This window comes from Nitrospina gracilis Nb-211, from assembly GCF_021845525.1.
Lineage (GTDB): Bacteria > Nitrospinota > Nitrospinia > Nitrospinales > Nitrospinaceae > Nitrospina > Nitrospina gracilis_A.
Window position 1 is genome coordinate 808,444 of the sequence record NZ_JAKJKD010000001.1, and the last position, 19,311, is coordinate 827,754.

Consider the following 19,311-nt stretch of genomic DNA (forward strand, 5'->3'; position numbering starts at 1 on the left):
TCACGCTTTCGCGACGTTGAGGACGTCCGCGCGGTTCAGTCCGTAACGCGCCAGGTCGCTTTCCACCATGTCCTGCACCAGTTTCTCAAACGAGGTCTTTGGCTTCCATCCCAACTGCGTCTTTGCCTTGCCGGCGTCGCCGATCAAGGAGTGCACTTCCGCCGGACGGTAAAATTTGGGATCGATCCGCACCTGCACGCGGCCGGTTGTCTTGTCGCGCCCGACTTCTTCCGTTCCCGCACCTTCCCATTGCAGTTCGATGCCGCAGTGCCCGAACGCGGTCTCCACGAACTCGCGCACGCTGTGTTGTTCTCCGGTGGCGAGGATATAGTCGTCCGGCCGGTCCTGCTGGAGCATCTGCCACATGCCTTCCACGTAATCGCCGGCGAAACCCCAGTCGCGTTTCGCATCCAGGTTGCCCAGCGTCAACACGTCCAGCTTGCCCGCCAGCATCTGCGCCAACGACAACGTGATCTTGCGCGTCACGAAGTTCTCGCCGCGTCGCGGTGATTCGTGATTGAACAGGATGCCGCAACACGCGAACATGCCGTAGGCTTCGCGGTAGTTGATGGTGATCCAGTGTGCATACAGCTTGGCGCATCCATACGGACTGCGCGGGTAAAAGGGGGTGGACTCCGTCTGCGGCGTTTCCAGTGCGTGACCGTAGAGCTCGCTCGTCGAGGCCTGGTAAAAGCGGACGCGGTCGGTGAGCCCCGTGGCGTGCAGGGCGTCGAGCAGGCGCATGGCGCCGATGCCCACCACCTCACTGGTGTACTCCGGCATCTGGAAGCTGATGCCGACGTGGCTCTGCGCCGCCAGGTTGTAAACTTCGTCCGGGCGGATCTGCACCACCAGCTTGTTCAGGCTGGAGGAGTCGGTCAGGTCCGCATAGTGCAAAGACAGTTGGCCCGCGCCGCTTCGCCCTTCCCGCAGGTGCTCGATGCGCCCGCGGTTGAATGTGCTGGAGCGGCGAACGATGCCGTGCACGTGGTAGCCTTTCTCCAGCAGAAATTCCGCCAGATAACTGCCGTCCTGCCCCGTGATGCCGGTGATGAGCGCCTGTTTCATTGTTGAGTCCAAAAAGTTTTTTTCGTGAAATTCAGTATAAAGGCAAACATCATTTTTCGGAGAGTTTTCCTCCCGCGGTCAGCTTCTGGAAGTAATCCATGTCCGCCCACACCATCTGCCGCACCCAATCCTCGAACGGCATCTTCGGTTCCCAGCCCAGGCGCTCGTGAGCGCGGGTGGCATCGCCGACCAGCGGCACTTTTTCCGTGGGACGGAAAAATTCCTCGTCCTGCACGACATACGGTTCGACTTCCAGTCCCAGCTCGGCAAATACCCGTTCGAGAAAATCGCGGATGCGGTGCGTCTCGCCCGTGGCGATCACGTAATCGCCGGGCGCATCCACGTTGAGCGCGGCGTGCATGGCGATGACGTAGTCACCGGCGAATCCCCAGTCGCGCACGCTGTCGAGATTGCCCAGGCGCAACTCCTTCTGCAAGCCGAGCTTGATGCGCGCGGCGGAAGCGGTGATCTTGCGCGTCACGAATTCGAAACTGCGCCGCGGCGATTCGTGGTTGTACAGCAACCCCGTGCTGACGAACAGGTGGTGGTGCCGCATGTAATATTGAACCAGGTCGTACGCCGCGACCTTGGAGACGCCGTAGAGGTTGATCGGGCGAAACGGCGTCGCCTCCGTCTGCGGCGCATGCGGCGCATCGCCGAACATCTGCGCCGACCCGGCGAAGAACGCGCGGCAATGGGGCGCGGCGTTGCGGATGGCAAGCAGAACGCTGTGTGTGCCGTCCACGTTGGTCTGAAAGGTTTCCATCTCCGAATGCGGAGAATCGCCGGCGAAACTCTGGGCGGCGAGGTGATAGCATTCGTCCGGTTGCACGTCTTTCAGTATCCCGGTCAACGCCTGCGTGTTGAGAAGCGGTGCGGCGTGCAGGGTGAGGCGGTTTCGCACCGCGTGCAGACGCCACAGCGACGGCTCCATCTGCTCCGCCGGGCCGGGGCGGATCAGCCCGTGCACGGTGTAGTTTTGTTCGAGAAGGTACTCCGCCAGGTAACTGCCATCCTGCCCGGAAATGCCGGTGATGAATGCGGTCTTCATGCGATCTCCATTTTCATTTTCTGGTCGAACAGGTACCCGCAATGCAGGCACTTCCTCCGGGTCAGGGTTTCATTCCGCGCCAATTCCATGGAGTGGGGCGACTGGCAGTGCTTGCACCCGGTGACGGCAAGGGGGTGCTCGGCGTGCCGGTGATTGCCGGACCACGGCAGGACGAAGCACCGGCGGAACGCGACCCGCAACAGGTTCAGCATGGCCTTGATGATCTCGCGTTTGGAGATTTTCGATTGACCGGCCCGCCGGTCCTCGAAGTGGATCGGAAACTCCGCCATTTTTTTTGTGGCGCGGTGAACGAGGAAAATCGATTCCATGAAAAACGAATAGCCTTCCGAGCGCAGTGAGTTCAGGTCCATGCGCTTAAGCAGGCTCACGCGAAAACCACGGTACGAAGTCGTGGTCTCGTGCGTCGGGATATTGAGCAGAAGGTGCACCAGCGTGTTGGCGGTGCGGCTCACGAGTGTGCGCACGAATCCGTAGTCGCATCGCCCGCCGGAAATGTAGCGCGAGCCGATGACGAAATCGTTTTCCTCCATCAGTTTCAATAATGTCGGCAGGTATTGTGGATTGTGCGAGAAGTCGGCGTCCATCGTGATGAGGATATCGTAGTCATGAAGAATTGCGAACTGCATGGCGAACAGGTGCGCGGTGCCGAGACCCAGCTTGCCCGGCCGGTGCACGACGTGCAGTTTTTTTTCACGCTCGGCCAGCCGGTCCAGCAGGTCGCCGGTGCCGTCGGGCGAGGCGTCGTCCACCACCAGAATGTCGGCGTCGGCGACGTAGCGGCGGATGCCCTCGATCAGCGCTTCAATGTTGTCCGCCTCGTTGTACGTTGCGGTGAAGACCAGGATGCGCGCCATGACTCCTCAAGCGGATGCGGTTTGTGCGGGTTTGTATTCCATAAAACAGGTTAACGGCCGATCGGCGATCTGACAAATGAATCTTGACGCGGCGGTTCAGGCGGCGGGGTCGGGAGCGGTCTGGTTGTTGAGGCAGAATGTCAGCGCACCCTGCCAGTCGGGCAGGATGATGCCGAACTCGGCGCGCAATTTTTCGACGGACAGGACGGAGTTGGCCGGGCGCGGCGCGGGCGCGGGGTAATCGCGGGTCGGGATGGGTCTCAATCGGGGCCGTTCCTCTTCCGGCAGGGTGTCGAAGATGGCTCGGGCAAAGCCGTACCAGCTTGTCCAGCCGGTGCACGTCAGGTTGTAAATGCCGGAAGCCTTCTCGATGCCGCTCACGTCTCCCGGCGCGCGGTCGCTCAACACCTGTTCGAGGATGTTGGCGGTGGACTGGGCGATCAGGCGGCTCCACGTTGGCGAGCCGATCTGGTCGTTCACCACGCAGATCTCGTCCTGTTCGCGGGCAAGGCGCTGCATGGTCAACAGAAAGTTGTGGCCGTGCAGACCGTACACCCAGCTTGTGCGGAAAATCAAATGCGGACAGCCTGCCTTCTGGATGGCGGCGTCGCCGGTGGCTTTGGTGATGCCGTACACGTTTTGCGGGTTGGGCGCGTCGGTTTCCTTGTAGAATCCGTGCTTGGTGCCGTCGAACACGTAGTCGGTGGAGTAATGCACCATCGCCGCACCGAGTTTGGCGGCGCACTCGGCCATCACTTTCGGCGCGGTGCCATTGACGGTCATGGCGAGGTCGCGTTCTTCTTCCGCGCGGTCGACCTGCGTGTAGGCGGCGGCGTTGATGATGAGGTGCGGCCGCCAGTCCATCAGGTATTTCCGCAAGGCGTCGGGCCGGGTGAAATCGAGTTCGCTGGAAGAGGGCGCGCGCACGTCGCCGAAAGTGTCCAGAAAGGACCACAGCTCGCGGCCGATCTGCCCGGTCTTTCCGGTCAACAGGATGCGGCGTGCGGGATTGTGGATGCTCTCGGTCATCGGTCTGTTATTTTAAAATGTGCATGCCCGGCGGCGTGTTGCGTCCGGTCAGGCCGAGCAGGTATGCGCCGTAGCCATTGTGACCATACAGCGCGGCCAGCTTTTCCAACTGCGCGGTGTCGATCCATCCGTTCTGAAACGCGATTTCCTCCGGGCACGCGATCTTCAAACCCTGCCGCCGCTCAATGGTCTCGACAAAAGTGTTGGCCTCGAGCAGGGCCTCGTGCGATCCCGTGTCCAGCCATGCGAAGCCGCGCCCCATGATCTGCACCTGGAGTGCCTGCCGGTCCAGGTAATGCCGGTTGACGTCGGTGATCTCCAACTCGCCGCGCGCGGACGGCTTCAATCCGGCGGCGATGTTCACCACCTCGTTGTCGTAAAAGTAAAGCCCGGTGACGGCGTAATTGGAGCGCGGTTGTTTCGGTTTTTCCTCCAGGCTCACCGCGCGGCCGTTTTTGTCGAACTCCACCACGCCGTAATCCTGTGGATTGTTCACCCAGTAGCCGAACACCGTGCCGCCGGATGGCTGGCGGCTTGCCGCCTGCACCATGCGGTCGAGTCCTTCCCCGTAATAAAAATTATCGCCGAGGATGAGACTGCACCCGTCGTTGCTGATGAAGTCCTTTCCGATGATGAACGCCTGCGCCAGGCCCTTCGGCTCCGGTTGCACCGCGTATCGGAGGTTGAGTCCCCACTGACTGCCGTCTTTCAGCAGATTCTGGAATTGCGGTTGGTCGTGCGGCGTGGTGATGATGAGGATATCGCGGATGCCCGCCTGCATGAGGGTGGAGAGCGGGTAATAGATCATCGGCTTGTCATAGAGCGGCAGAAGCTGTTTGCTGACCGCGAGGGTCAGCGGGTAGAGCCGCGACCCGGTCCCTCCTGCCAGTATGATGCCTTTGTTGATCATCGTTTCAGCCTCAGGGTTTGGAAAGTCCCAGCCGTTCGCCGCGATACGCGCCTGTGGTCACGCGTTCGACCCATTCGCGGTGGTCCAGGTACCACTGTACGGTTTTGCGCAGGCCGGAATCGAAACTCTCGTCCGGCTTCCAGCCGAGTTCGGTTTGAATCTTCGCCGGGTCGATGGCATAACGCCGGTCATGACCCGGCCGGTCCTCGACGAAGGTGATGAGCCGCGCGTGCGGTATGTGCGGCGAGTTCGGGACCATCTCGTCCAGCAGGCGGCAGAGCGTCTGCACCACTTCCAGATTCGTTTTCTCGCCGTGACCGCCGATGTTGTACACCTCGCCGGGTTTTCCTTTTTGCAGGACGCACTCCACCGCTTGGCAGTGATCCTCCACATACAGCCAGTCGCGCACCTGCTTGCCGTCGCCGTACACCGGGATCGGTTCGCCGTTCAGGGCTTTCTGCAGGGCGAGCGGGATCAGCTTCTCCGGAAACTGGTACGGGCCGTAGTTGTTCGAACAATTGGTGGTGAGGGTCGGCAGGTTGTAGGTGTGGTGGTAGGCACGCACCAGGTGATCGGCCGCGGCCTTCGATGCGGAGTAGGGCGAGTTCGGCGCATACGGCGTGGTTTCGGTGAACGCGCCTGTTGCGCCGAGCGATCCGTACACTTCGTCGGTGGAGACGTGCAGAAACCGGAATGCGTTTTGCTCAGGTGTGGGCAGGGCGTTCCAGTACCCGCGTGCCGCTTCCAGCAGTTCGAACGTACCGACGACGTTGGTCTGGATGAAATCGCCGGGCTGGTCGATGGAGCGGTCCACGTGCGATTCGGCGGCGAAGTTCACCACCGCCTGCGGCTGGTGCCCGGCGAACAGGTCTTTCAAAAGCGCGCGGTCGCGGAGGTCGCCGTGCACGAACACATGACGTGGATCGTCCATAACCGGGGACAGCGTGTCCAGGTTGCCGGCGTAGGTCAGGGCGTCGAGGTTGACCACCTTCACGTCGCCGCGGCGTAGCAATCCCAGCACGAAGTTGCCGCCGATGAAGCCCGCGCCGCCGGTTATGAGGTAGGTTTTCATGAAAATTCCCAGTGAGTGCACCCGATATGTTTCTTTTCGGAAATTTTTGGTTTTTACATTAGATTGGTGACGCCAAACCCCGGAATTCCCGGTCACATTGTACCACGGGCTAAGTTATGATAAACAAAGCTATCGGGTCTATGTCCGTCCGGACGGGCACGATTTGGAATCTCCTTATATAAGGAAAGCTTTTTTTGAAGATCGCGCTGGCGCAAATCAATCCCACCATCGGCGACCTGGAAGGCAACGTGCGCAAGATCCGCCTGGCGCACGAACGCGCCAGGGCGGACGGGGCGGAGATGGTGGTGTTTTCCGAACTGGCCCTGTCCGGCTACCCGCCCAAGGACCTGCTCAACAAAACCGATTTCCTCATCCAGAGTCGGCGCGCCCTGGACGCGCTGGTGCAGACGCTCACCGGTCCCGCCGTGGTGCTGGGACACGTCGGTGAGAACAACGGCTCCGTGGGCAAACGTCTGACCAACACCGCCACCGTATTTCAGAATGGGAAAATTCTTTTGCGCGCGGACAAGCTCCTGCTCCCCGACTACGACGTGTTCGACGAGTTGCGGTATTTCTCTCCTGGCGAGTGCGTTCAGCTTCTCGACTGGAACGGCCTCAAGGTGGGGATCACCGTGTGCGAGGACATGTGGAATTACGCGGGCTTTTACGATCACGGCCCCTATCACCGCAACCCGGTGCAGGAGCTGGCCGATTCGGGCATGCAGGCATTGATCAACATCTCCGCATCGCCTTACTGCACGCGGCGCTGGCGCACAAGGCAGGAACTGGCCCGCCACATTGTGAAAGAAACCGGCGTGCCGCTGGTGCTGGTCAACCAGGTCGGCGGCAATGACGACCTCGTGTTCGACGGGCACAGCTTCGCCCTCGATAACCGGGGCAACATTCTCGCGCAGGCAAAGGGATTTGAAGAAGACCTGGTGATGGTCGATTTCAAAACGGGTGAAGGCACGGTGCGCCCGCCGTGTGAGTCGGAAGAGGAAGAGATGTTCCGTGCGCTGGTGCTGGGCGTGCGCGATTATTTGTACAAGTGCGGGTACTCGAAAGCCGTGATCGGCCTGTCGGGCGGCATCGATTCTGCCGTGGTCGCCGTGGTTGCCATGCACGCGCTGGGCGCGGAGAACGTGCGGGGCGTCAGCATGCCGTCGTATTACACCGCACCGGTGAGCGTGACCGACGCCGAACAACTGGCGGCCAACCTCGGCATCGCGTATTCCGTGGTGCCGATCCGCGAATTGTTCGACACTTACAAAAAGACCCTGGCGCCGCTGTTGGGCGAAGGGCCGGAGGACGTGACGGAAGAGAACATCCAGGCGCGCATCCGCGGCAACATCCTGATGGCGGTGTCGAATCGCACGGGGAGCATGGTGCTTTCCACCGGCAACAAAAGCGAGATGGCGGTGGGCTACTGCACGTTGTACGGCGACATGGCGGGGGGCCTCGCGGTGATCTCCGACGTGCCCAAGATGAAAGTGTATCAACTGGCGCGGTGGATCAACCGCGGACGCGAGGTCATTCCGGATAACATCCTGAAGCGTCCGCCGACGGCGGAGTTGCGTCCCAACCAAATCGATCAGGACAGCCTGCCGCCGTACGAGATTCTCGATCCGATTCTTGAAGGCTATATCGAAGGCCACCTTTCGCCGCGGGAGCTGGTGGAGAAAGGGTTCGACGCGGAACTGGTGCGGGAGATCATCCGCAAGGTGGACAACAACGAGTACAAACGCAAACAGGCCGCGCCGGGCCTGCGCGTGACGTCCAAAGCCTTCGGCAGTGGGCGCCGCCTGCCCATCGCCCAGCGGTACCGTCCGGGCGAATGAGTTTCTTTCCTTAATATGCCTATTTGAAGAAAGCGCGGATGGCGGCGACCACGTGTTTCTGCTGAGCCTCCGTCACCTCGTTGGCGGCGGGAAGCGCCAGTACCTCGTCGGCCGCCTGCTCCGAGACGGGGAAGTCACCTGCCTTGTAACCCAGATCGGCGAAGCACTCCTGCAGGTGCAGGGGCACGGGGTAATAAATCTCCGTCATGATTTTCTTTTCAGCCAGGGCCGCGCGTAGGGCGTCGCGTTTGCCGTCTCTCACGCGGATGACGTACTGGTTGAAGGTATGGCCGGGCACCACTTCCGGCGGCAGGCCGACGACTGTGTCCAGTCCCGCTTCGGTAAACAGTTGGGTGTAGCGGTGTGCGTTGCCTCTGCGGAACGCCAGCCACGTGTCGAGGAACGGCAGTTTGGCGCGGAGCACCGCCGCCTGCAGGGCGTCGATGCGGAAGTTGCCGCCGATCAGTTTGTGGTAGTACTTGGGTGCGGAGCCGTGCACGCGCAGGATTTTGGATTTCTCGAACAGAGCCGCGTCCCGCACCGTCACCATGCCGCCGTCGCCGAAGCCGCCCAGATTTTTTGTCGGGAAGAAGCTGTAGCAACCGAAATCGCCCATCGACCCCGCCTGCCTGCCTTTGTGCGTCGCGCCGCTGGCCTGCGCCGCGTCCTCGAAGACCAGCAGGTTGTGTTTTTGGGCAATGGCGTTGATCGCGTCCATGTCGGCGCACTGGCCGTACAGGTGGACGGGCATGATGGCGCGTGTGTTCGGGGTGATCGCCGCTTCGATTTTTTCCGGATCGATGTTGAACGAGTCCGGTTGGATGTCCACGAACACCGGTTTCGCACCGGTGCGGGAGATCGATCCCGCCGTGGCGAAGAAGGTGAAGGGCGTGGTGATGACCTCGTCGCCTGCACCGATGTCCGCCGTCATGAGCGCGAGTAGAAGCGCGTCGGTGCCGGAAGACACTCCCAACGCATTGGACACGCCGCAGTACGCGGCCATTTCCTGTTCCAGTTGTTCGACCTGCGGGCCGAGGATGAAATATCCCGACCGGATGACCGACATCCACGCCGCTTCCGCGCCTTCCATGATCTGCGGGTAGGTGGCGAGGATGTTGAGCAGCGGCACTGCCGGTTCCGGTTGCGCCGCTTCGGCCAGAACACCGTCCAGTTGTGCCGGGGTGATCACCGCCATGTCCGACTTGGGGAACGCCGCCGGTTGCGTGGTGACGATGCCCTGCAATTTGTAGCGCGCGGCGAGTTCCAGCGCGAGTGTATGGGAATACGCCGGGGCGCCGGATTTCAGTCCGGACTTCAACTCCTCGCCCGTCACCGGCATGAGCGTGACGGCGGAGAGAAAATCGCCCAGCGCCTTGCGGGATTCATCTGCTTTGCCGGTGGCGGACAGGCGCTCCAGGATGAGCGGCACGGAAGAGGCCATCACCCAGGCCTGCATGTCGCGCCGGTTGCACCGCTCCAGCACCTGCGTGTCCTGAGTCTGCACTGCATGAATGACGTAGTCGTCGAACAGAAGAAATTGCATGGCGAGAAGAGACTGGTAAAGGGTTTGTGGATGTGCCGGAGGCATGGCACAATGGTTGTTCAAATCGACGATTGTACCATGCACCGTTGTGAAAACGGGAAGGAATCCCGGAGACGTATTTATGATCGATGAAATCAATTACTTTCCCAAGCGCGACCGCTTTCAGAAAAAGAAAAAGCCGGAAGACGACTGGAACGAGCTGAAAAAAACCCGGGCCCGGCAGGACGCGAGCAAAAAGCCCGAAAAAAATCCGCCCACCGCCCCGCCGGACCCGCCATCCGGCAAATAAGCCGAACCGATTCAAGGGTTTCCCTTCACCCGCCTTCCGGTTTTTTACCCTGTCTTGGTTGTCGCTGTCATGGGGATGGTATATACTTCCCTAACTCAAATACCGAATATTCACTCACCAGCTTTGGAGCCTCCCATGTGGGTCAATTGGAAAGACCGTTCATTCTCCGTTCTGCGATGTCTGATGTTTGCTGGAGCCGCGTTGTGGCTTCTGGGTATTCCGGCCCCTTCTCAGGCTTCCACTGACAACACGGAAGCGTTGATCCGGGAGGCCGACCAGTCTTTCGATAAAAAAGAATACCCGGTAGCGGAAAAGCTCTACGAGCAGGCGCTGGAAAAAGATCCGAACAATCCCCGCGTTTTACACTCCCTGGCCCAGGTCAAAACCATTTTCAAAAAATACGACGAGGCGCTCAATCTGGTGAACCGGGTGCTGGCCATGCCCATCTCCGGCGGTCGCACGGTGATGGTGTACCGCAAGGGATCGTCGGAAGGCGAGGAGGCGGAGCTGGTGGATGAAATCGTGCTGCCGCCCCAGCGCACCAACAGCAACATGCGGAACTATGTGGACATCAAGGGCAACGAGCCCATCCCGCACTACCGCCTGTTCTTCAAGGAAAAGAACCGCATGGAGCTGGTGCCGCAATCGGTGGTGACGCTCAAGTACAAGGGCGTTCTGCGCGCGGTGTACCAGCAGGTCGAACTGCTTAAAACCCAGATTCAGAAAGCAATGATCGCCCAGGAAGGCGCTGGCGGCGGCGGGGAGATGGTGAACATCCCGGGTGGCTGTTTCAAGATGGGAAGCGAGCAGGGCACGCCCGCTGAAAAACCGGTGCACGAGGTGTGCGTCGATGCCTTCCAGATGGACAAGCATGAAGTGACGCAGGCCCAGTTTCAGGCGGTGATGGACCGCAACCCCTCGGACCACATCGGCGCCAACCTGCCGGTGGAGAGCCTCACCTGGAACGAAGCCAGTCAGTATTGCGAGAAGCAGGGCAAGCGCCTGCCGACGGAAGCGGAATGGGAATACGCGGCGCGCGGCGGCACCCAGTCGCATTTTTACTGGGGCGACACGGTGAAAGGCAACGAAGCGAATTTCTGTGATACGGCCTGCGAACTCAACATCCGCGTTGCCGCCATCGATGACGGTTACCGCACCACCGCGCCGGTGGGGCAGTTCAAACCGAACCCCTATGGTCTGCATGACATGGCGGGCAACGTGGCGGAATGGACCGCCGACTGGATGGACGAAAACTACTACCGGTCCAGTCCCAAGGACAATCCCAAGGGACCGCGCCCGCTGGACAACAAGGTGGTGCGTGGCGGCGCCTGGAACACCACCGCCGGATTCCTGCGCAGTTCCAACCGCGCGGCGTTCCTGCCGGACTTTCGCAACCCCGGCGTCGGGTTTCGTTGTGTGAAGCCGATGAACTGAAGCCGGAGTGGGTGCGGGCTCAGTCCCGCCACCACAGGCTGTAGAAGCCGCTGGGGATGTGGTAGCCCTGTTCTTCGTTGTGCAGGTACATCTCGCCTGCATCGAACTGTCCGCTGTTCGGCTCCACCAGGTAGTTCAACATCATGTTCTTGAGCGTCAGCGCGGAGAAACCCGGCGAATGCGTGGTGAACAGGATGAAGCGCGGTTCGCGGCTGAGCACGTTGCGGCACCTCTGCAGGAGTTGCGGCAGGTCCTTCTCGATTTTCCACACTTCCCCCTTGGCCCCGCGCCCGAACGTGGGTGGATCCAGGATGATTCCTTCGTAAAACCGTTCGCGGCTGTGTTCCCGTTTTAAAAATTTCAACACGTCGTCCACGTACCAGCGCACGGTGCGGTCGCCGAGGCCGGAGATCTCCAGGTTTTTGCGCGCCCAGTTGACCGAGGCCTTGGACGAATCCACATGCGCCACGCTCGCCCCGCCTGCCGCGGCGGCCAGCGTGCTGGCCCCGGTATAACCGAAAATGTTGAGCACGTTTTTGGGATGACCGTCCGGCAGGGATTTCAGAAAATCGCGAATCCACAACCAGTGCGCCGCCTGTTCCGGAAACAAGCCCATGTGGCCGAAGCCGGTGGGCTTGATCTCGAAGATCAAATCCTGGCAGGTCAGCCGCCACGCATCTTTCGGCACACCGGGTCGATTGTGCCACTCGCCACCGTAGTCCTTTCCCTTCGAATAGGTGTATTCGGAGACGGCCTCATCCCATTCCTCTTTCGCCAGGCGAACAGGCCAGATGGCCTGCGGCGCAGGACGGATGAAGCGGTGCGCACCGAACTGTTCCAGTTTGCGCCCGTTGCCGGAATCGAGAAGACGGTAATCGAACCCATCTATGGGGTAACGTTCCGTATATGAAGGAAGAGTGGTTGAAGAAAGGCGGTTCATGCGTGGAATGATATCACATCAATCGGAAAAGGAGGACGATGGCTGTGAGTCGTTCAGGACGCCTGCCGGACGGTGGAGGTGGAAGAGGGAATTTTTTTGCCGGGCACGGGCCAGCTTTCAAGAATGAGGTCCACCACTTTCAAAAGCTGTTTCTTGCTGACGCCACTTTTCGCCTGCACCGCAAGACCGGAGTTGAGGGTCATCAGGTAACACGCCAGCGCTCTGCAGTCGCAGTCGGCAGGGAGGTCGCCTTCCGTTTTTGCCTGTTCGAACCGTTTGGCGATCCAGCCTTCCGCCATGCCGCGCATCTTTGCCATCATTTGACAGATTTTTTCCGATTCCGGGCTGGCCACCAGGGCGCCCTGGATCATGAGGCATCCATTGGGAGAACCACGGCGCGTGATCAACTCCACTTCACCTGCAAGGATGCTTTCCACCACTTCGCGGACCGTCTCCTTTTTGAGCGCGTCGTGGTAAATGTGGCCGTTGACCTCGGCGTAACGTTCGATTGCCTGAAGGAACAAATCTTCTTTGTTGCCGAAAGCGGCGTACAAGCTGGGTGGGTTCACGCCAATGGCTTCCGCCAGGAGGGCAATGGAGGTGCCTTCGTAGCCGTGCCGCCAGAACAAATGCAAAGCGGTGTCCAGCGCCTGGGTCTTGTCAAAATTTCTTGGACGTCCGCGTGTCATGATCTATTTATTGAGCGTTCATTAAAAAATGGGTTGACTTTCATACAAAGGGTAGCATATATTTTTAGCGTTTACTAAAATATTTAATCGGACGTCCGGCGGAAGTCCCGCTTTTTACGGCCATGCGTCGACCCGTAAATGGAACAGGTGCAAGGTCAAGTGAAGTGCGGTGTTTCCGATAAGTTACAGGCTACCTGTTTTCCCGCGTCTCTCTGCTGGTCAATCCCATTGCACAAGACAACCCCGCGGTCTGGAGTGGCAACACGAACACCGAAGGGGGGCCGCACAGCTATTTTTTTGTATTCGACGTTCCAATAGACGATAATAAAAACAATCACTTGTTATGCAGGATTTGAATTGAGCGACGACAGCCAAAAGCCGGGGCGCTGGGTTTCCCTTCTATTTCTGGGAGCGGTGTTGGGGGGCGTCCTGTTTATCTCCGCCTGTCCACAACCGGAGTCGGAAGAGGTGCGTCCGCAACGGCGGGAGCTGCAACTGCCGGTACAGGTGGGCAAGGTGATCATCAAGGATGTCGTCGATGAAATCCGCACCGTGGGCAATATCGCCGCCGAACAGCGGGTCATCATCACCGCCGAGGTGGAAGGGCGTGTGCGACGTCTGCCCGTTGAAGAAGGGCAGACCCTCCGCGCCGGAAGTGTGATCGCTTCCATCGATTCGCGTCAATATGAGTTGGAGGTCCGGCGGCTGGAGGCGGAGCAGGCGAAAGCCCGGAAGGAATATGAAAAGACGCTCACCGGCGCGCGTCCGGAGGACAAGGAAAAGCTGGAAGCGCAGTTGAAAGCCGATGAAAGTGCGCTCGAACTTGCGATCAAGGAAGAGTCCCGCTTCCGCAAGCTGGTGGCAGACGGCGTGGTGCCGCAGTCGTCTCTGGATGAGGCGGTGGACCGCGTCCAGCGGGCGCGGGAATCGCTCCGCGCCAGCCAGGCGGCGTTGAAGGCGGGCACGCGTTCGCGCGATGAGGACATCCTGCAGGCGAAATCGAACCTCGACAGCGTCACCCAGCAGTTGCGCCTGGCGAAGCTCGATTTGTCGAAGACGAAAATCCTGGCGCCGTTCGATGGCGTGGTGATCGCCAAGCGCATCGAGGTGGGCGCGTTCGCCTCACCCGGCACGGCGGTCATCGAGATGATCGGATCGTCCAGGCTGAAGGCAGTGCTGGAGTTGCCGCAGAGCTACCGCAATAAATTGCAGCACATTTCTTCCGCGGAGTTTCATGTGGTGGATCTCGGCCTCCGCTTTCAACTCAATCACAACCTGCGCAATACGGTGCGCGTGATTCCCGACGCCAACATTTTCTCGGGCAACATCCAGGTGCAGATCGACCTGCCCGATGCCAACCCCGCGTTGTTCCCGGGACTCACGCTGGAAGCGAAAATCCGTTTCGATACGCGCAAAAACGTCAAGCACGTACCGGCCATCTCACTGGTCATTGGTGAGCAGGGAACGGTGGTTTATGTTGTGGAAGAAGGCAAGGCCAAGCTGGTGCCGGTGCGCGCATTCAAGGAACATGAGGGATTGGTGGAGATCGATGACTTCACGCACCAGTTGACCCCGCAGGTGAATTTGATCATGCGCGGATCGGGGGCGGTGTTCCCGGGCGCGAAGGTGCTCATCACCAATCCGGAACCGAAGGCGGAGCCGCCGTTCAACTCAGCGGAAACCAACAAGGCGCCGAAGCCTTCCCAAGATTCGGAAACCTGATGAAGCTGGTTGACCATTCCATACGCAACTACCACACGGTGACCGTCGCCGTGGTGCTGGTGGCGGTGATCGGCGCCATCTGCTACAATATCCTGCCGCGCCAGCTCACCCCCACCGTGGACAAGCCGCTGATCAAGGTGACGACCGAGTATCGCGGCCTGTCGCCGAACGAAGTGGAGCGCAACATCACCCGCCGCATTGAGGACGAGCTGGAGAACGTCGAGGGCCTCAAGAAGATGACCTCCGTCAGCAAGCATGGAGAGAGCACCATCACGCTCGAGTTCGACTGGGGCGTGGACAAGAACACCGCGACCATCGACGTCAACAACAAACTGCAACAGGTAAAGGACCTGCCGGTGCTCGCCGAAAAACCGGTGATGAAATCAGTCTCGACGGACAATTCCAATCCCATCATGTGGATCATCGTTGAGAAACCGGATCCCGCCATGCCGGACATCGGCCAGAACTACATGTACAAGGTGGGCGAGGACATCATCGTGCCCTTTCTGCAACGGGTGGATGGTGTGTCCGAAGTGTGGCACTTCGGCGGCGAGGAACGGGAGATGCGCGTGGAGTTCGATCCCTATTCTGTAGCGCGCCTGCACCTGACGTACGGCGAGATCATCAAACGCCTCTCCGACGAAAACCAGAACACCCGCGCCGGGTTTCACGATGAAACGCACCGCGAGTACACCGTGCGTACGCTGGGCGAGTTCACCAGCCCGGCCGACATCATGAAAACCGTCATCAAGCGCGACGGCGACAAGACCATCAAGGTGAGCGATTTCGCCACGGTGGTGGACGGGTTCAAGCGCACCACCTCGCTGGTGCGCATCAACGGCCGCCTGTCGAATGCCTTCGGCATCATCCGCCAACCCGGGGCGAACGTGGTGCAGACCTGCAACCTGTCGGCACAAGCGGTGGACGATCTGAACCGGGAGCTTCTCAACCGCGGCATTCCCATGCGACTCAAGATCGTGTACCAGGACGTGGCCTATATCAATGAGGCGATGTACCTGGTGAAATCCAACCTCGCATTGGGTGCGACGCTCGCGGTGGTGGTCCTGCTGTTGTTTCTGGGATCGCTGCGCTCGGTGTTGATTGTCGCCATCAGCATTCCCACCAGCCTGGTGGCGGTGTTCATCATTCTCAAGGTACTCGACCGGAGTATCAACATCATCTCGCTTGCGGGCATGGCGTTCGCCGTGGGCATGGTGGTGGACAACTCCATCGTCGTGCTGGAAAACATCTACCGCCACCTCACCATGAAGAAGGGCGTGTTGAAAGCGGCGTACGACGGCACGGTGGAAGTGTGGGGCGCGGTGCTGTCATCGACGTTGACCACGCTCGCGGTGTTTTTGCCTATTGTGTTCATCGAGGAGGAAGCGGGGCAATTGTTCCGCGACATCGCCATCACCATCAGCGCCAGCATTGCGTTGTCGCTGTTGGTGTCGATCAGCGTCATCCCGACGTTGACGACGCTCCTCATCCGCCTGAAGCCCGGCGAAGAGTACGAACCGGGATTTTTCCACCGCAAGGTGCTGTGGCCGGTGGTGCAGTTCGGCAAGGGCGTGCACTGGACATACGGACGCATCATGCACCGCCTGCTGGCATACGGTCCGGGAAAAACGGTGCTCAAGTTCGGCGTCGTGGGCGGGGTCGTGGTGCTTCTCATCTGGAGCGTGACCATCCTGCCGCAACGCGACTACATGCCGTATGGCAACAACAACATGGTATTCATGTTCATCGAACCGGTGGCGGGCACGCGTGTGGATGAGAACATGAAGTACATCGCCGACTACGAAAAAGAAATCGTGCAGATGGACGACGTGGTAGACAACTTTCTCGTGTTTTCGAACGGATTCAACGGCGGCGGCGCCATCATTAAAGAGGATCTGGCGCGCGGTCAGCGCGGCGAGGTGAAGATGGCGGTGAAATCGGACGAGATGGGGCAGAGGATTTTCAAAATCCCCGGCTACCGTTTTGCCTTCGCCGTTCAGCGGCCCATCTTCCAGTCGGCGTCTAAGCAGTTTGACCTGGAGATCACCGGCCCCGACATGTTCAAGTTGAAGGACGTGGCTCTGCAAATGATCGGTAAAATTTCCGGCATGAGCGGCGTGCATTCCGTGCGGCCGGAATTCAAATTCGGCAACCCCGAGTTGCGCTTCATCCCGCGCCGTGCCAACGACGCGCGGCTGGACATGGGTGTGCCGGAGATCGGTGACATCATCGAGTCGTTGAACGCGGGGACGTACCTGGGCGAGTTCAACGACCAGGGCGAACCGATCGACTTCGTCCTCGTGCAACGCAACCAGGGCACGCTGGGGTTGAACGATTACAAGGCTCTCCCGGTGTGGACGGAGGATGGGTTGATGACCAACCTCGGGCATCTGGCGGATATCGACATCGCCGCAGGACCCGCGCGCATCGACCACATCGAAAAGGAACGCGCCATCACCCTGCTGGTGCAGGTGAAAAAATCCTCGCCCATGCAACAGGTCATCGACAACATCGAAAACGAGGTGCTGAAACCCACGCGGCAGACGTTGTCTTCGGATTACGGCCTGCGTGTCGGTGGCTCGGCGGACGACCTCGCATCCACGGAGGAGTCCCTGCTCAACAGTTTTTATTACGCGGTGGGGTTCATTTACTTACTGCTGGTGGCGCTGTTCAAATCATTCATCCGGCCGTTCATCGTTCTGCTCACCGTGGTGCTGGCGGTTTCGGGGTCGTTCTTTGGCATCGTTTTGAACAACGAGTACCAGAAAGGCAACATCCGCGAATACCTCAAAGAGTTCAACGTGGAAAACCCGGCAGCCATGCTGGAGGACTGGAACTGGATCACCTTTGACATCCTGACGCAGTTGGGCGTGATCATCCTCGCGGGCATCGTGGTGAACAACGCCATCCTCATCGTGCACCAGATGCTGAACAACGTGCGCGCCGGCATGGATGAACGGGAAGCTTTGGCGACCTCGTGCCAGACGCGCTTGCGTCCCATCATGATGACGGTCATTTCCTCCGTGTCGGGCATGATGCCGCTGGCATTCGGCGAAGGTGCGGGGACGGAACTCTATCGCGGCATGGGCACGGCGCTCATCGGCGGGCTGGTGTTCTCCACGTTCTTCACGCTGTTCCTGGTGCCGGTTTTGATTTCATTGATGACCGACCTCGGCATCCACACGCGAAAGGAAGACCTGGTCAAAGATTCGCTGGAAGATGCCACTCCCCCCACCGCCCAGCAACCGGCGCAGTGATTCCAGCGAGGATCGAATCTTTTATCAGTTTTCCAGAATGGCCAGCACGAGGTCTTTACGGCCTTCCAGCTTGGGAAGCTGTTCCTTGTCCGCCACCCGGCGGGCCATGTAGGGCACTTCCTGAACGAGGTACTCGTTCATCTCGCCTGTGGTGATGATGCGGTCCTGATTGAGATCGGCCTGCCCCTTCAGTCCCAGCAGAAAAAAATACGTGTACAGGCTGTGCCCTTCCTTATCCAGCCAGGTGCTGACCTGGTCGTTCTGCGCGCTGGTCAGCACCGCTGTGTTGGATAACGGCATCGGGTGCGATTGCGGAACGGGGACGATGGTGCTGGTCCGCTCGAACAAAACGCCGCTGGGGGTCCTGCCGGAGAAACAGGTGTCGAGCACGATCACGGTTTCCTGCGCGGGTATCTTTTTAAGGTTCTCATAGAACAGCGAAACCGAAAACCCGGACTGTGAAATGTAGTCGAGGTCGGCGTCCACCGGAACGAAGTACAACTCCTCCCCTGTCACTCCGGGGATGCCATGCCCTGTATAGTAAATGAACACGCGGCTCACGCCGGGTTTCACCCAGCGGAACAGCTTGCCGCGGTGGTCGCGCGCCGTGCCGAACAGCGTGGCGAAATCGCCTTTGGTGGCGTCTTCATAGGTGATGATGTTGTCCGGGTAAAACCCCATGGTGCGGATGAGGTAGGTCTTGACCATCTCCAGGTCGCGGTGCGCGTGCTCCACCTTCGGGATTCCTTTTTTCAGATACGTTCGATTGCCGATGAGGAGGGCGATGTCATCCCGGCCGGCGGATTTGCCGATGGGGATCTGCTGGCTGGGATCGTTCGAAAACCGTCCCGCGCCGGAAAGGGTGCCGGGTGCAAAGCGTGATTTCATTTTTTGATGGGACGCGACCTGCGTGTCCTCCGGTTGAACGCGCGGGTTTTGCGCCAGGCTGGGGTGCATCGAGACGGCGTTGGCCAGTTTGATGGTGGCGGCGATGATGGATCGCTCCAGACTGATCTTGGTCCGGTACTGGGCTTCGCGGTAGTCGTCGATGCTCGACGGGGTGGAAAGTCCCAGCGTGCGGAGCGCGGCCGCCACGTCCATCGCCGGATTCAGGGTGCGTTCGTTCAGGGTAGAGCGCCCGTGGGTTTCGACCTGAAAAATGGTTTCTTTCGTTAAGGGGTCTTTGCCCGTCAGCTTGAGTTCAAAATACTGCGTTTCGCCCACGAATTCGGGATAGAGCAGGATGCCATAACCGGAAGCCGGGAACTCTTTGTCCGCGTCCTGCATGTCCACTTGCGCGAATACCTCTCCCAGCGTTTCCTGGAGCAGGTGAGTGAGGCCGTCGCCGATTTCCAGTTTGTTGAACACCTTGGCCTCCATTTCCTCAGGAATGAGAAGGAGGGCGGTCAGATCGTACCGGGTTTCCGGGAGCGTTTCCTGTCCTGAATATTTGTTGTGGGTCAGTTCGGAATCGATGGTGCTGCTGCAGGCGGCAAGAAAGCTGGATACAAGGATAAAGACGAGAAGCTTCAACAGCGGACACGGTGAGGGACCGGGATCAGTAGAGCAAGCAGGCTGTGTGATTCCGCTTCGG

At 59.7% G+C, this 19,311-nt stretch carries 15 protein-coding genes; 5 read left to right on the forward strand and 10 right to left on the reverse strand.

The genetic code is table 11. From position 1 onward, the window contains the following. From gmd to rfbB, 6 genes are all read right to left on the reverse strand, one after another. A complete protein-coding gene (gene gmd / locus J2S31_RS03805; protein ID WP_237097735.1) occupies positions 1 to 1,068 on the reverse strand; it encodes a GDP-mannose 4,6-dehydratase in 1,068 nt (355 codons plus the stop codon). 49 nt (positions 1,069 to 1,117) lie between these two features. Further along, positions 1,118 to 2,119, reverse strand: coding sequence for a GDP-mannose 4,6-dehydratase (locus J2S31_RS03810; protein ID WP_237097736.1), 1,002 nt, complete (start codon positions 2,117 to 2,119; stop codon positions 1,118 to 1,120). Continuing rightward, complete coding sequence (locus J2S31_RS03815; protein ID WP_237097737.1) at positions 2,116 to 2,994, reverse strand: polyprenol monophosphomannose synthase; 879 nt, start codon at positions 2,992 to 2,994, stop codon at positions 2,116 to 2,118. The genes J2S31_RS03810 and J2S31_RS03815 overlap by 4 nt, the downstream gene beginning before the upstream one ends. Positions 2,995 to 3,090: 96 nt before the next feature. Beyond that, positions 3,091 to 4,023: a dTDP-4-dehydrorhamnose reductase gene (rfbD, locus tag J2S31_RS03820; RefSeq protein ID WP_237097738.1), complete on the reverse strand. Its 933-nt coding sequence runs from the start codon at positions 4,021 to 4,023 to the stop codon at positions 3,091 to 3,093. A 7-nt stretch (positions 4,024 to 4,030) separates the two neighbouring features. After that, positions 4,031 to 4,933: a glucose-1-phosphate thymidylyltransferase RfbA gene (rfbA, locus tag J2S31_RS03825; protein WP_237097739.1), complete on the reverse strand. Its 903-nt coding sequence runs from the start codon at positions 4,931 to 4,933 to the stop codon at positions 4,031 to 4,033. Between the two features lie 10 nt (positions 4,934 to 4,943). Next, a complete protein-coding gene (gene rfbB / locus J2S31_RS03830; protein ID WP_237097740.1) occupies positions 4,944 to 6,005 on the reverse strand; it encodes a dTDP-glucose 4,6-dehydratase in 1,062 nt (353 codons plus the stop codon). A gap of 194 nt (positions 6,006 to 6,199) precedes the next feature. Here rfbB and J2S31_RS03835 point away from each other — a divergent pair, with 194 nt between their 5' ends. Continuing rightward, positions 6,200 to 7,843: an NAD+ synthase gene (locus tag J2S31_RS03835; protein WP_237097741.1), complete on the forward strand. Its 1,644-nt coding sequence runs from the start codon at positions 6,200 to 6,202 to the stop codon at positions 7,841 to 7,843. Positions 7,844 to 7,862: 19 nt separating this feature from the next. On the opposite strand, the gene J2S31_RS03840 is transcribed toward J2S31_RS03835, so the two are convergent. Next, positions 7,863 to 8,933, reverse strand: coding sequence for a DegT/DnrJ/EryC1/StrS family aminotransferase (locus J2S31_RS03840; protein ID WP_442939896.1), 1,071 nt, complete (start codon positions 8,931 to 8,933; stop codon positions 7,863 to 7,865). Positions 8,934 to 9,507: 574 nt separating this feature from the next. On the opposite strand from J2S31_RS03840, the gene J2S31_RS03845 reads away from it, so the two are divergent. Both J2S31_RS03845 and J2S31_RS03850 read left to right on the forward strand, forming a co-directional pair. Further along, the gene (locus J2S31_RS03845) at positions 9,508 to 9,675 is read left to right on the forward strand and encodes a hypothetical protein (RefSeq protein ID WP_237097743.1); all 168 of its coding nucleotides are present in this window, start codon (positions 9,508 to 9,510) and stop codon (positions 9,673 to 9,675) included. A gap of 183 nt (positions 9,676 to 9,858) precedes the next feature. After that, complete coding sequence (locus J2S31_RS03850) at positions 9,859 to 11,109, forward strand: formylglycine-generating enzyme family protein (protein ID WP_237097744.1); 1,251 nt, start codon at positions 9,859 to 9,861, stop codon at positions 11,107 to 11,109. 19 nt (positions 11,110 to 11,128) lie between these two features. Here the strand turns inward: J2S31_RS03850 and J2S31_RS03855 are convergent, their stop codons facing one another. Further along, a complete protein-coding gene (locus J2S31_RS03855; protein ID WP_237097745.1) occupies positions 11,129 to 12,049 on the reverse strand; it encodes a class I SAM-dependent methyltransferase in 921 nt (306 codons plus the stop codon). 53 nt (positions 12,050 to 12,102) lie between these two features. Further along, the gene (locus J2S31_RS03860; protein WP_237097746.1) at positions 12,103 to 12,738 is read right to left on the reverse strand and encodes a TetR/AcrR family transcriptional regulator; all 636 of its coding nucleotides are present in this window, start codon (positions 12,736 to 12,738) and stop codon (positions 12,103 to 12,105) included. Between the two features lie 357 nt (positions 12,739 to 13,095). Here J2S31_RS03860 and J2S31_RS03865 point away from each other — a divergent pair, with 357 nt between their 5' ends. Continuing rightward, positions 13,096 to 14,460 (forward strand): efflux RND transporter periplasmic adaptor subunit, encoded by a 1,365-nt coding sequence (locus tag J2S31_RS03865; RefSeq protein WP_237097747.1) that lies wholly within the window; start codon positions 13,096 to 13,098, stop codon positions 14,458 to 14,460. Continuing rightward, complete coding sequence (locus J2S31_RS03870; RefSeq protein ID WP_237097748.1) at positions 14,460 to 17,717, forward strand: efflux RND transporter permease subunit; 3,258 nt, start codon at positions 14,460 to 14,462, stop codon at positions 17,715 to 17,717. Before J2S31_RS03865 ends, J2S31_RS03870 begins: the two co-directional genes overlap by 1 nt. 24 nt (positions 17,718 to 17,741) lie before the next feature. On the opposite strand, the gene J2S31_RS03875 is transcribed toward J2S31_RS03870, so the two are convergent. Further along, entirely contained in the window at positions 17,742 to 19,250 is a 1,509-nt protein-coding gene (locus tag J2S31_RS03875; RefSeq protein WP_237097749.1) for a caspase family protein, read from the reverse strand. Between the last annotated feature and the right edge of the window lie 61 nt (positions 19,251 to 19,311).